This window comes from Pseudoclavibacter sp. CFCC 14310 (genome assembly GCF_008831165.1).
Classification (GTDB): Bacteria; Actinomycetota; Actinomycetes; order Actinomycetales; family Microbacteriaceae; genus Pseudoclavibacter_A.
Map to the genome: position 1 here is coordinate 663895 of NZ_WBKC01000002.1, position 12539 is coordinate 676433.

11 protein-coding genes are annotated in these 12539 nt (G+C 65.8%); all 11 read right to left on the bottom strand.

What is annotated here, in order from left to right; translation table 11 throughout:
• Positions 1-9: 9 nt before the first annotated feature.
• The 11 genes from F8O06_RS06875 to F8O06_RS06925 all read right to left on the bottom strand — a co-directional run bounded on the left by F8O06_RS06875 (position 10) and on the right by F8O06_RS06925 (position 12514).
• The gene (locus tag F8O06_RS06875; protein ID WP_158038108.1) at positions 10-1107 is read right to left on the bottom strand and encodes a UDP-N-acetylglucosamine--N-acetylmuramyl-(pentapeptide) pyrophosphoryl-undecaprenol N-acetylglucosamine transferase; all 1098 of its coding nucleotides are present in this window, start codon (positions 1105-1107) and stop codon (positions 10-12) included.
• Positions 1104-2255 carry a putative lipid II flippase FtsW gene (gene ftsW, locus F8O06_RS06880; protein ID WP_158038109.1) on the bottom strand — a complete coding sequence of 384 codons (1152 nt, stop codon included), beginning with the start codon at positions 2253-2255 and terminating at the stop codon, positions 1104-1106. Before ftsW ends, F8O06_RS06875 begins: the two co-directional genes overlap by 4 nt.
• Positions 2255-3751, bottom strand: a complete 1497-nt coding sequence (murD, locus tag F8O06_RS06885; protein WP_158038110.1) for a UDP-N-acetylmuramoyl-L-alanine--D-glutamate ligase — start codon at positions 3749-3751, stop codon at positions 2255-2257. The genes ftsW and murD overlap by 1 nt, the downstream gene beginning before the upstream one ends.
• Positions 3748-4842 (bottom strand): phospho-N-acetylmuramoyl-pentapeptide-transferase, encoded by a 1095-nt coding sequence (mraY, locus tag F8O06_RS06890; RefSeq protein WP_158038111.1) that lies wholly within the window; start codon positions 4840-4842, stop codon positions 3748-3750. Before mraY ends, murD begins: the two co-directional genes overlap by 4 nt.
• Positions 4839-6248: a UDP-N-acetylmuramoyl-tripeptide--D-alanyl-D-alanine ligase gene (locus F8O06_RS06895; protein ID WP_158038112.1), complete on the bottom strand. Its 1410-nt coding sequence runs from the start codon at positions 6246-6248 to the stop codon at positions 4839-4841. The genes mraY and F8O06_RS06895 overlap by 4 nt, the downstream gene beginning before the upstream one ends.
• Positions 6245-7924, bottom strand: coding sequence for a Mur ligase family protein (locus F8O06_RS06900; protein WP_158038113.1), 1680 nt, complete (start codon positions 7922-7924; stop codon positions 6245-6247). Before F8O06_RS06900 ends, F8O06_RS06895 begins: the two co-directional genes overlap by 4 nt.
• Before the next feature lie 18 nt (positions 7925-7942).
• Positions 7943-9703 (bottom strand): peptidoglycan D,D-transpeptidase FtsI family protein, encoded by a 1761-nt coding sequence (locus F8O06_RS06905; RefSeq protein ID WP_158038114.1) that lies wholly within the window; start codon positions 9701-9703, stop codon positions 7943-7945.
• Between the two features lie 48 nt (positions 9704-9751).
• Complete coding sequence (locus F8O06_RS06910; protein ID WP_158038115.1) at positions 9752-10351, bottom strand: hypothetical protein; 600 nt, start codon at positions 10349-10351, stop codon at positions 9752-9754.
• Positions 10348-11337 (bottom strand): 16S rRNA (cytosine(1402)-N(4))-methyltransferase RsmH, encoded by a 990-nt coding sequence (rsmH, locus tag F8O06_RS06915; protein ID WP_225733431.1) that lies wholly within the window; start codon positions 11335-11337, stop codon positions 10348-10350. Before rsmH ends, F8O06_RS06910 begins: the two co-directional genes overlap by 4 nt.
• Entirely contained in the window at positions 11327-11758 is a 432-nt protein-coding gene (gene mraZ / locus F8O06_RS06920) for a division/cell wall cluster transcriptional repressor MraZ (protein ID WP_158038116.1), read from the bottom strand. The genes rsmH and mraZ overlap by 11 nt, the downstream gene beginning before the upstream one ends.
• A gap of 324 nt (positions 11759-12082) precedes the next feature.
• Positions 12083-12514, bottom strand: a complete 432-nt coding sequence (locus tag F8O06_RS06925) for a DUF3040 domain-containing protein (protein WP_158038117.1) — start codon at positions 12512-12514, stop codon at positions 12083-12085.
• Positions 12515-12539: the final 25 nt, after the last annotated feature.

Genomic DNA, 12539 nt, shown 5'->3' on the forward strand with positions numbered 1-12539 from the left:
TCGTCCTCCTCAGTGCTTCTGCTCGGCCACTTGTCGTGCCATGTCGGCGAGTCGCTGCGCGGCGTCCACGATGCCGATGCCGACCGCAGCGTCGTGCATGGCGTCGAGTCGGTCGCGATCGGCCAGCAGCGGCAGCAGCACCTGCGTCACCCACGTCGCGTCGAGTTCTTCGTCGCGCGCCAGCATCGCGGCACCGGCGGCGATCGCCGGGCGTGCGTTCAGCTCCTGCTCGCCGTTGCCATGCGGATACGGCACATACACTGCGGGAATCGCGAGGGCAGTGAGCTCGCAGACCGTCGAGGCTCCCGATCTGGAGACCGCCAGCGACGCGACCGCGAGGGCGTCCTGCATGTGGTGGCAGTACTCCATGAAGTGATAGCCGTCGACATCGGGAGCGGCCACGTCGTTGCGTGCTCCGGCCACATGCACCACCTGCCAGCCGGCATCGGCGATCTGCTGCGCCGCGGCGGCGAGCACCTCATTGATGTGCTTCGCGCCGAGCGAGCCACCGGTCACCAGGAGCACGGGACGTTCGTCGAGGCCGAGGCTGGTTCGCGCGGCGGCGACGAGCTGTGCATCGCTGCCGGCAGCACGTGCATGAGCGATCTCGGCGATCTCAGGGCGCAGCGGCATGCCGATCACCTCTGCGCCGGCCAGCGGAGTGTCGGGAAAGGCGACGGCGACGTGTGCCGCGCGCTTCGCACCGAGACGATTGGCCAGGCCGGGCCGGGCGTTCGCCTCGTGCACGAGGTAGGAGACGCCTTCGCGTCTGGCGGCGAGATAGGCCGGCGCAGAGGCATAGCCGCCAAAACCGATCACGGCGTCGACGCCCCGACTCACGATGATCGAGCGCACCTGCCGCACCAGCGAGCCGAGACGCTTCGGAAACGCCAGAGCCTGCGCGTTCGGCCGACGCGGAAAGGGCAGCTTGGCGATGGGGATCAGCTCGTATCCGCGGGCCGGCACCAGTTCTGCTTCGAGCCCCTCGGCGGTGCCGAGCACCAGAATGCGCGCATTGGGATCGCTCTCACGCAGGGCATCGGCTGTCGCGAGCAGCGGGTTGACGTGTCCGGCGGTGCCGCCGCCAGCAAGCAGATAGGTCGTCACGAAGGAGTCCTTTCGGTATTGGCGATGCCGAGCACCACCCCGAGCATGAGCAGATTGGCCACCAGCGATGATCCACCATAGGACACCAGAGGCAACGGCACACCGAGCACGGGCAGCAGGCCGAGCACGACCGCAATGTTGATGAAGGCCTGACCGACAGTCCAGGTGAGGGCTCCGGCGACCACGATCTGTTCGAACGGCCGATCAGCGAGGCGCACGATCAGTCGCACCATCAAGACCGCCAGCAGCACATAGAGGCCGATCAGCGCGGTCAGCCCGACCAGTCCGAGTTCTTCGCCGATGATCGCGAAGATGAAGTCGTTCTCAGCCTCGGGCAGCCACGCCCACTTCGACTTGGAGTTGCCCAGACCCACCCCGAAGATTCCGCCCGCCGCCAGCGCCCAGGTGCCGTGCGTGGTCTGCCAGCAGGTGCCGCTGTAGTCCGTGCAGCCCGACGATCCGGCCCAGCTGGCGATGCGACTCAGACGGTTGGCGCTGCCGATCGCGAAGATCCCGGCGATGACACCGCCGGCCACGGCGAGGGCCCCCAGGAATCGCAGCGGCACTCGGCCCACGAAGAAGCAGCCGAACACGATGATCAGCATCACCATGGCCGTACCGAGATCGCGACCGGCCATGACGAGTGCGATCGCCGCGACGACCCACACCAGCACATGTTTGACGAAGACTTTGAGACTCGTCAGCTCGTCGCGCCGCTCGCTGAGCACTCGTCCGAGCCAGATCACCAGCGCCAGCTTCATGAACTCGCTGGGCTGCACGGAGAATCCGCCGACGTTCAGCCAGTTTCGGTTGCCGCCGCCGGCCGATCCGAGCGAGGTGCTCACCACGAGCAGCTGCACCAGCATGGTCGCGATGAGAAACGCCTTCGACCAGCGTCTCAGCACCTCCATCGGGATGCGTGAGACGAGCAGCATCGCAGGAAAGGCGAGCAGAGCGATCAGCCCCTGCTTCATGAACAGGCTGAAGAAGGAGTTCGAAGCCGAGTACGAGTCGATCGATGAGGCGGAAAGCACCATGGTCAGACCGAGCAGCAGCAGCAGGGTGATCACGCCGAGCAGCTGGCCGAACGACTTCGTGATGTGGCGTTGGCCGCCGAGCAGTCGAATGCGCGTGTTGTTCGCGCTCATCACGCGCTTTCCCGAAGCCCCTGCACTGCGGCGGCGAAGAGATCACCGCGCTGGGCGTAGCTGACGAACTGATCCCACGATGCGGATGCCGGCGCCAGCAGCACGACGTCGTCAGGGTGCGCCATCTGCGCCGCGGCAGCTACGGCCTGGCGCATCAGCTCGGCGCCGGCTTCGACATCACCGGGGTGGGCCACGACGTCGATCTCGTGCGTCTCGACCTCAGGTGCGAGGCGGGCGAACAGGTCACGCACCGTCGACCGATCGGCGCCGACGATGACGGCGCCCCGCAGCCGACCATGCTCTCGCTCGATGAGCGGCGCAAGGTCGATGCCCTTGAGCATGCCGCCGACGATCCAGACGACCGAGTCGAACGATTCGATCGCCACACGTGCGGCATGCGGATTCGTCGCCTTCGAGTCGTCGATCCAGACCACACCGTCGATCTCGGCGACCGGCGTGATGCGGTGTCCGTCGGTGTGAAACTCGTCGAGCGCCCGTCCGATTGCGGCTGCATCGACCCCCACCGAACGAACCAGCGCGATTGCGGCCAGCGCGTCGAGCACGAGATGGCGCAGCCCGAGACCATGCGCCTGCAGGCGTGACACCGTGGTGATCTCCTGCGCATGCGTCTCACGGTTCGCAATGAACGCGCGGTCTGCGATCACGTCGTCGACGATGCCGATCTGGCCGATCGAAGGTGCCACCGGGCCCACACCGATCGCTCGTGCGCCGGCCACGACATCCGCCTGCTCGACGATGCCAGTGACCTGCTCGTCGCCGATCGGATACACACACGCCGTCTGCACGTTCTCGTAGATGCGAGCCTTGGCCGCCGCATACGCCTCGACGCTGCCGTGCCAGTCGATGTGGTCGGAGTCGATGTTCAGGCAGACGCTCGCCCATGGGCTGATGTGGTTGATGTAGTGCAGCTGAAAGCTGGAGAGCTCAACCACGATCGCGTCATAGGCCACCGGTTCGCGCACGAGATCGAGAATCGGCACACCGATGTTGCCGCATGCGGCAGCGCGCAGGCCTCCTGCGACGAGCATGTCGGTGGCCATCTCGACGGTCGTCGTCTTGCCGTTGGTGCCCGTGACGCAGAGCCACTTCGTGTCATGGCCGCGCTGACGCTGCAGGTGCCAGGCCAGGTCGATGTCGGTCAGCAGCGGGATCTGCTGCTCACACGCCCACCGAACGGCAGGATGATGCGGCGAGAACCCGGGAGAGACCACGATCGCCTCTGCAGCGAACTCCTGCAGCACAGCCACCTCATCGCCGTCATGGGCGATTGGCCGCCATTGGGCCCCCAGCACGCCGAGCAGGTCGATGTGCTCGGCAGAGGCGCTACGCCCCATGGCGAGCACGTTCGCGCCGAGTTCGACCAAGGTGTCTGCCACCGAGAACCCGGTGACGCTCATGCCGAGCACGGCGACGCGCCGACCTGCGAAGGTTTGGTCGTCGTGCGTGCTGTCAAAGAAGTCAGTTTTGTCAGTCATCGTGTCGTACTCACCCACTGCACATAGAAGATCGCGAGCCCGGCGACCGCGCAGAGGCCGGCGAGCACCCAGAAGCGCACGACGACGGTCACCTGCGCCCAGCCTTTGAGCTCGAAGTGATGGTGCAACGGAGCCATCAGGAACACCCGCTTGCCGCCGCTGATCTTGAAGAAGCCCATTTGGATGAGCGACGAGAGCAGTGCCACGACGAACATCCCGCCGATCAGCACAGAGAGCACCTCGGTTCGGGTGACCATCGCCACCGCGGCGAAGGCACCGCCGAGTGCGAGTGACCCGGTGTCGCCCATGAAAATCTGCGCCGGCGACGTGTTCCACCACAGAAAGCCGATCAGCGCCGCCACGATCGACGTGACGATGATCAGCACGTCGAGCGGGTCGCGCACCTCATAGCACTGCCCGAACGAGACGCCCGAGGCACGTTCACAGTCCTGGTTGAACTGCCAGAAGGCCAGCGCCCCGTAGGCCCCGAACGCGAGGATGCCGATGCCTGCGGCGAGCCCATCGAGCCCGTCGGTCAGATTGACCGCGTTCGAGAAGCCGGCCACGATGCCGTAGACCCAGATGAAGAAGATGACAGCGCCCGGAATCACTCCCCAGGCGAACAGGTTGATCGGGGTGTCACGCAGCACAGACACGTACGTCGATGCCGGGGTCAGCCCGCTCTGATCGGGAAACTGCAGCACTCCCCAGGCGAACAGGCCGGTGATCACCAATTGGGCGATCAGCTTGGCCGCTGGGGTCAGCCCCAGCGAACGGTGATTGCGCACCTTGATGTAGTCGTCGGCGAAGCCGACAAGACCCATGCCGACGGTGAGCCCGAGTACGAGCATCCCGGTGGCCGTCACTCCGGAGCCGGTGACCAGTGCCGAGACGAAGTACCCGCCGAGCACTGCGATGAGGATGACGATTCCGCCCATCGTGGGCGTGCCTCGTTTGGTGAGGTGGGTGCGCGGGCCGTCCTCGCGGATGAACTGCCCCCATTCCAGGCGGTGAGCCAGCCTGATGAACAGCGGCATGCCGAAGATCGAGATGATCAGCGACACGGCGGACGCGATGAGTACGCTGATCATGCTCTGGCGGCATCCTCATACAGGCGGTCGCCCAGGAATCTGAGCCCCGCGGCGTTCGACGACTTCACCAGGACGACATCTCCTTCTCGCAGTCGTGGCGCCAGCCAGTCGTGCGCTTCATCCGCGTTCTCGCAGTAGACCGCTTCGCCGCCCCAGGATCCCTCCTGCTCGGCGGCGAGGAAGATACGGCGGGCATCATTACCGACGACGACGAGCTGATCGATGTTCAGCCGGACGACGTCTTGGCCGATCTTATCGTGCTCGGTGCCGCTGGCCTCTCCCAACTCGCCCATGGCACCGAGAACGGCAATGGTTCGATGCCCGGTGCGCCGGATGCCTGCGAGCGTGCGCAGGGCGGCTGCCATTGAGCCGGGGCTGGCGTTGTAGCCGTCGTTGATCACGGTGACGCCGTCGGCCCGGTGCAGCGCCTGCATGCGCCAGCGTTCGCCTGAAGAAAGGCTTTCGAGACCGGTGACGATCTGCTCGCGGCTGAGCCCCATATGCAACGCCGCCGCAGTCGCCGCAGCGATGTTCCAGGCGTTGTGCTCGCCGAGCAGTGCGACGCTGGGGTCGACCGTCTCACCGTCGAACGTCAGCTCGACGCGAAGACGCTCACCCTCCGGTTCGACGGCACCGATGCGCACAGCGGCGTCGCTGCGCGCTCCGAACCAGACGACCTGAGCACTGGTGTGCTCGGCCATGCGACAGACGTTCGCGTCATCGGCGTTGAGCACCGCGACGCCGGTCTCGGGCAGTGATTCGACAAGCTCCTGCTTCGCGATGCGGATGTTGTCGACCGAGCCGAATTCGCCCACATGAGCCAGACCGACCTGCAGCTCGATGCCGAGGTCTGGATGCGCGATGCCTGAGAGGTAGCGCAGATCGCCGATGTGGCTCGCACCCATCTCGACGACCACGAAACGCGTCTGCAGCGTCGTCTGCAGCATGGTCAGCGGCGCACCGACCTCGTTGTTGAACGACCCCTGCGGAAACACCGTCTCGCCCGCCTGCGAGAGCAGATGAGCGAGGATGCGCTTTGTCGTGGTCTTTCCGGCCGAGCCGGTGATGCCGATGACGTGTTCGAGACGGCCGACGGAGCGAGCCTGAAGCAGAACGGCCTCTGCGAGCAGTCCGAGCGCCCGCGTGGCGTCGGCGACCACGATCTGGGCCAGCGTGGCGTCGGGCACTGGATGCTCCACGATCGCGGCAGCCGCCCCTTGACGCTGAGCCGTGACGACATAGTCGTGTCCGTCGCCGCTCTCGCCCCGACGAGCCACGAAGAGGTCGCCTGTCGACACCTCGCGGGAGTCAGTGCGCACGGCACCGGTCACCAGACCGGCCCCAGCAGAACCGGTCAGCGTGCCGCCGACGGCCTCGGCGATCCAGTCAACGTCTGTCGTGATCATGCCTGCTCCTTCGCGCTCTCGGCGTCGTGTCGCTCCGCAGCCGCCAGGTCGTCGGCGTGCACGCCGTCGGCGGGATCCTGCCCTCCGCGCCGGGAGTGGTTGGGCTCGAAACCGGCCTCCCGCAGTGCCTCGCGGGCCGCTCCACGTGAGGAATACGGAAGCTTGACGCCGCGCACCTCGTGGTAGTCTTCGTCGCCCGGACCGCACACGATGATCGTGTCGTCGTCATGAGCGATGCGGATCGCCGTGCGGATGGCCGCCGACGGATCGCCGACGTCATAGACCTCAGCCGGATGATCGGCGGCACGGGCGGCCTCGACGAGCACCGACCTGATCGCATCGGGATCTTCGAATCTGGGGTTGATGTCGTTGACCACGAGCACGTCGCTGAGTTCGCTGGCGACCCGTCCCATCGCTGGTCGCTTGTACGGATCGCGGCCGCCGTCCGCGCCCAGAATGAGCACGATGCGACCCTTGGTCTGCTTGCGCACGGCCACCAGCGTCCGCTCCAGCGCATCCTCGGTGTGAGCGTAGTCGACGAAGAAGGTCGGTCCGCTCTCGCCCGAGACCCGCTCCAGACGCCCGGGCAGATACACGTCTGCCAGCACGTGGGCATCGAGCCCGGACTCAATCAGCTGCGCATCGATGATGCCCGACTCCACGAGCATCACGACCGCGAGTACCGCGTTGACGTCCATATGCACGCCGGGCACTGACAGCACGATCGGCCAGCGCTGACCGTTCGGTCCGACCAGCGTGCCGGTCGATCCGTCCGCTCGATCGCTCTGCTCGACGAGCTGCCAGTCGCACTCGTCGCCGGTGCCGACGGTGGTCACCGGAAGTTCAGTCTCTCGCGCTAGACGCCTGCCCCACTCGCTCTCAAGCGAGATCACGGCTCGATCTGCCCGATCTGCGGTGAACAGTGCGCGTTTCGCGGCGTAGTAGTGCTCCATGTCGCCGTACTCGTCCAGGTGCTCTGGACTCAGGTTGGTGAAGCCGACCACCGCGAAGTGCACCCCGTCGATGCGGTGTCTGGTGACTGCCTGAGCCGACACCTCGACCAGCAGGGCTTTGGCGCCGAGCTCACGCATGCTGGCCAGCAGGCCGTGCAGCTCACTGGCCTCCGGTGTGGTCAGGGCGCTGCCCAGCACGTGTTCGCCCACATGCCGCTCGACGGTCGTGCTCAGTCCGGTGCGCACCCCCGCGTGTCCGAGCAGGGCCTCCATGAAGTACGTGGTCGACGTCTTTCCGTTCGTGCCGGTGACGCCCAGCGTGGGCAGACGATGCGTGTCGTTCGCGTAGATGCGCTCGGCGACCTTGCCGAGCACCAGGCGCGGCTCCGGCACGATCAGCAGCGGCAGATCCTTCGCCGTGCTGTCGGCGACGTAGCCCCGCCCGGCTTCGTCGGTCAGCACGGCCACCGCGCCGAGACGCCGGGCCTCCTCGGCGTACTTTGCACCATGGGTGTGCTGTCCTGGCATGCCGACATAGAGATCGCCAGGTCGCACGTCGCTGCTGGTGAGCGTCACGCCGCTGATCACGCGGCCGGCTGCGGCCTCGGTCGCGGGCTCGCACGTCGACGTGACGATCGACACGCCGAGCAGGTCGGCGACGGCGGCCAGCGTCAGATCAGCCGAGTGTTGGGGACGAATATGAGGTGCGGTTCGCGAAGACATCAGTACATTCTCCCACTCTCACCATGTCGGTGCGTACTCGGGCAGCTCTCCGGTGGCTGGCGGCACGTTGTTCGTGATCAGCGTCTGCGCCATAACATCGTGAAACAGCGACATGGTGTTGTCCGAGGTCTTGTCGGTGGCCGGGTTGTAGATCGTGATGCCGACGACGAAGCGGGGATCTCCGGCGGGCGCCATGCCAGCCAGCGAGTTCACATACTGGTTGGGCAGGTAGCCGCCGTTCGTTCCGGCGATCTGTGACGTACCAGTCTTACCCGCCAGGCTGTAGCCCGCGATCTGCGCAGACTTGCCCACGTACTGGGTGAAGAGCGGCTCGAGCATTCCTCGCAGTTTCCGTGCGGTCTCGGGCTGGATGACCTGCTCAGGCTGAGCAGACGGGTTCTCCGTCGTCGTGCCATCCGCACTGGTGCAGCTCTTGATCAGCCGAGGCGAGATGCGCACGCCGTTGTTCGCCACCGCCTGATATGCGCTGGCGACCTGAATCGGCGTCGCCGCGATGCCCTGACCGAACATGGTCGTGTAATGCGAGATTTTGTCCCATTTGTCGACCGGCGCCAGCGTCCCGCTCGACTCCGCAGGAAAGTTCACAGCAGACTTCTCGCCGATGCCGAATCGCTTGAGGTAGTCATAGCGTGTGGCGTCATCGATCTTGTCGCCGACCTGCATGATGCCGGTGTTCGACGACTTCATCAGGATGCCCGTGCTGGTCAGGTTGAGCGTGTCGTGATCCCACGCATCTTTAATGGTGTGCGGAGTGCCGGGAACCGCGATCGACCCGGGTGCCTGGAACTGGCTCTCGGGACCCACGTCGCTGTGCTCCATGGCGGCGGCCATCGTGATCGTCTTGATCGGCGACCCAGGTTCGTAGGTGCTCTGGAAGATGCGCGAACCGCGATCCTGCTCTTTCGACGCTCCGACGTCATTGGGGTCGATGCTGGGAGTCTCTGCGGCGACGAGGATGTCTCCCGTCTTCGCGTCGAGCACCGTCGCCGAGATCCACTGTGCGCCGAGTTCGCTCTGGCGCTCGGTGATCTTCTGCTGCACGTACCACTGCAGATCGCGATCGATGGTCAGTTCGACCGTGCCTCCGTCGGTCACCTGCTGCTCGGTGACCGTCGTGCCCGGGATGCGGATGCCGTCGGCGCCGCGTTCGTAGCTCTCTTTTCCGTCGGTGCCGGCGAGGCAGCTGTCAGCCAGCACTTCGACGCCTGCCTGCGGCTGCTGCTCGGCGCTGATGAAGCCCAGCAGGTTGCCGGCCACTGCTCCCGAGGGATACGTCCGGTGTGGCACTGCTTCGATCGCGAGCCATTTGATGTCGAGGGCGCGAAGCTCCTGGTACTGATCGGCGTTCAAGTCCTGCGCCACGACCGAGTACTGGCTGTTTCCCTCCAACGCCGACTTGATCCGGGCTGGATCCTTCTTCGTGATCTGCGCCAGCCGATCGATGATCTGCTGGAGGGTCCACTTCTGACCCTTGCCGTCGACCTGGACGATCGAGTCTCCGGCCAGCGTCTGATCGGCCGCCACACGATATCGCTGCACGCTCTGCGCGAGCACGTTGCCAGAGCGGTCGGTGATCGTTCCGCGCACCGCCTGCAGGGTGAGAGGCACCGACCGGTTGCCCTCCGCCTGCGCGTTGAGGCCGGGGGCGTCGACGATCTGGATGAACACCAGTCGAACGACGAAGACGAGCGCGACTGCGACGACCGCGGTCAGAACCGCGATCAGACGACGCCGACGATTGCCGAGAACCGGAGCCATGTCAGCATCCCCTGTCGACGGCTGGGACGGACTGCGAACGCAGAGCCCTCATCGCAGCGTCACCTGGGGCAGTTTGGAGCCTGCGCCTTGACCGGCATCGCCCGGCTGGCCGTCGTCGCTCGGGGCCGCAGTGCCGTCGGCAGAGCCCGACGAGGAATCCGAGCTGTTCGCATCCGCAGTCGCCCCGGCCTGGAGCTCCTGCTGATCGACTCGCTGCGGAGTCTTGGCCTCGTCGCCCGCCGCCGGCTTCGCCGTGGCATCGGCCGCGTCGAGCGTCGCGAGCATACGGTTGTTCACGAGCCCCTTCTGCGCCGCGATCTGCGCACCCTTGCTGTCGGCCGACCCGATGGTCTGTCCGTCGGCAAGACGGAGGAAGGTCACCTGCGTCGAAGGCTCCATGCCCAGCTCTTTGGCGCGGTCGGCGAGGTGCTGCGGTGACTGCAGCGCCGAGATCTGCTCGCTGAGGCTTTGGCGTTCGCGCTTGACCTGGTTCTGATCCTGCTGCAGCTGGTTGATCTGGTATCCGCCGTCGGCCAGACCGATGCTGAGCATCAGCTGGGCCACGAGCGCCACCGCGATGACGGCCACAAGGACGCCACCGTGGACGATCCGCGTGCGCACGCGAGACGACATCTGCGTCATGGTCATCGGCCCCTCCGAACTCTCTGCACCGCTCGGAGACGTACCGAACGCGCTCTGGGATTCTGCTGCTGCTCTTGGTCTGCCGCCTGCTCGGCCCCGCGGGTGAGCGAGACGAACCGCGGGGCGTGCTCCTCGAGTTCGACAGGCAGCCCGCTCGGCGTGCTCGAGGTGGTCGCGTCGCGCATGATGCGCTTGACGATGCGATCCTCGAGCGACTGAAAACTCATCACGACGACGCGTCCGTCGACCGAGATTCGATCGAGTGCCTTCGGCAGGGCGTCTTCCAGCCCGCGCAGCTCTTGGTTGACCTCGATGCGGATCGCCTGGAACACCCGCTTCGCCGGGTGCCCGCGGTGGTCGGTCGCCTGGGTCGCGGTGCGCACCGCTTCGACCAGGTCAGCGGTCGTGCTGAGCGGATGCTGTGCCCGCATCTCGCCGATGCGCTCGGCGATGCGCCGGGCGTGTTTCTCTTCGCCGTAGCGCCGCATGATCGTCCAGAGACGGCTCACCTCATAGGTGTTCACGACGTCTGCGGCGGTCAGCGTCTGCGACGGATCCATGCGCATGTCGAGCGGCGCATCGGCACGGTACGAGAACCCGCGTTCGAGATCGTCGAGCTGCAGCGACGAGACGCCGAGGTCGAAGAGCACCGCCTGTGCTCCTTCGACGCCGCACTGATCCAGCGCCTGGTCGATGTGGTCGTAGGAGGTGTGCACGAAGCGCACACGGTCGCCGAAGCGCTGCAGACGTCTGCCGGCCAGGGCGATGGCGTTCTCGTCACGGTCGATGCAGATCGCCTGCGCGTGCTCGCACCGGTCGAGCACGGCCTCGGTGTGCCCGCCCATGCCCGTGGTGGCATCGACGTAGATGCTGCCGGGTGCGCTGAGCGCAGGGGCCAGCAGGTCGACACAGCGGTCTCTCATGACTGAGACGTGCAGCGCGCTGGGATCGGCATCGGCGCGCAGATGGGGGTAGGGCTCGTCAGAAGACACCGGGGATCACCTCTTCTGCGGTCTCGGAGAATGGCTCTTCATTGGCGTTCAGGTACTGCTGCCACGCGGATGAATCCCAGATCTCGGCTCGGTTGCCGGTGCCGATCACGGTGAGGTCTCTGGTGAGACCGGCGTAGCGCCGCAGGTCGGTCGGCACGCTGATGCGGCCCTGCTTGTCGGGCACCTGATCGCTTGCACCAGAGAGGAAGAGTCGCAGAAAGTCTCGGGCCTGCTTCGACGTCATCGGCGCTTGGCGAATCGACTGGTGGATGTTCTCGAACTCCCCAGCGCTGAACACGTAGACGCAGTGCTCCTGCCCGCGCGTCAGAACGACGCCGTCGGCCAGCTCGTCACGAAACTTCGCAGGCAGGACGAGCCGTCCTTTGTCATCCAGCCGGGGAGAATGCGTGCCGAGAAACATGCCGCACTCCTTCCTCGGGCTGGTTGGTCTGCAATGCTCACCACTTTACCCCACTTCCCTCCACCACAGTCCACCTAGCCCGCAGAACACACCGCATTCTCAACGTTTCGACACGTTTGGAGCCGCTGTATCCGGTCATCTTTCTGACGAGCGGCACCTGCCGACGCCTGGAATGCCGCGGTAACGAGCCGTCGCGCGGTGCGTGCGGTCGCAGATGTGGAGGAGAGTGGGTACGTTCAGCCACCCAGGGATGCGAAAAGCCCGCCCCTTGCGGGACGGGCTTTGTGAATGACCGGAGCTGCGGTCAGAAGGTCATGTGGTCGATCACTGGAATCGGCGGTTCCAGCGATCTTCCATGCGCTGCCCCATCGAGGCGCCCTTCGCAGACTTCGTCTGGCCAGAGCCGTTGGGGCCATCGTGGCGGTCGGAGCCGGCAGATGCGGCTCCAGCCGCAACCGGGGTGGGGCGCATCGCCCAGATAATGCTGGCGACGATGAGCACGAAGCCGACCACACCCACGACGATGAGCTTGGCCGACACCGCCCACAGCAGCAGCGCGAGACCGATGACGACGCCGATCACGCCGAGCACGACGGCCATGCGGTTCAGCGAGCGCGGCACCTGATCGGTCGAGACTTCGTCAGACTCGGCCTGGTAGAGGTTGCGCTCCATTTCTTCGAGCAGCTTCTGCTCGTGGTCTGAAAGCGGCATGAGCACCTCCGTTCTCTCGCTCGGGGACTGCATCGCAGTCTTCATCTGCGCTCATTCTAAGGGCAAGCGA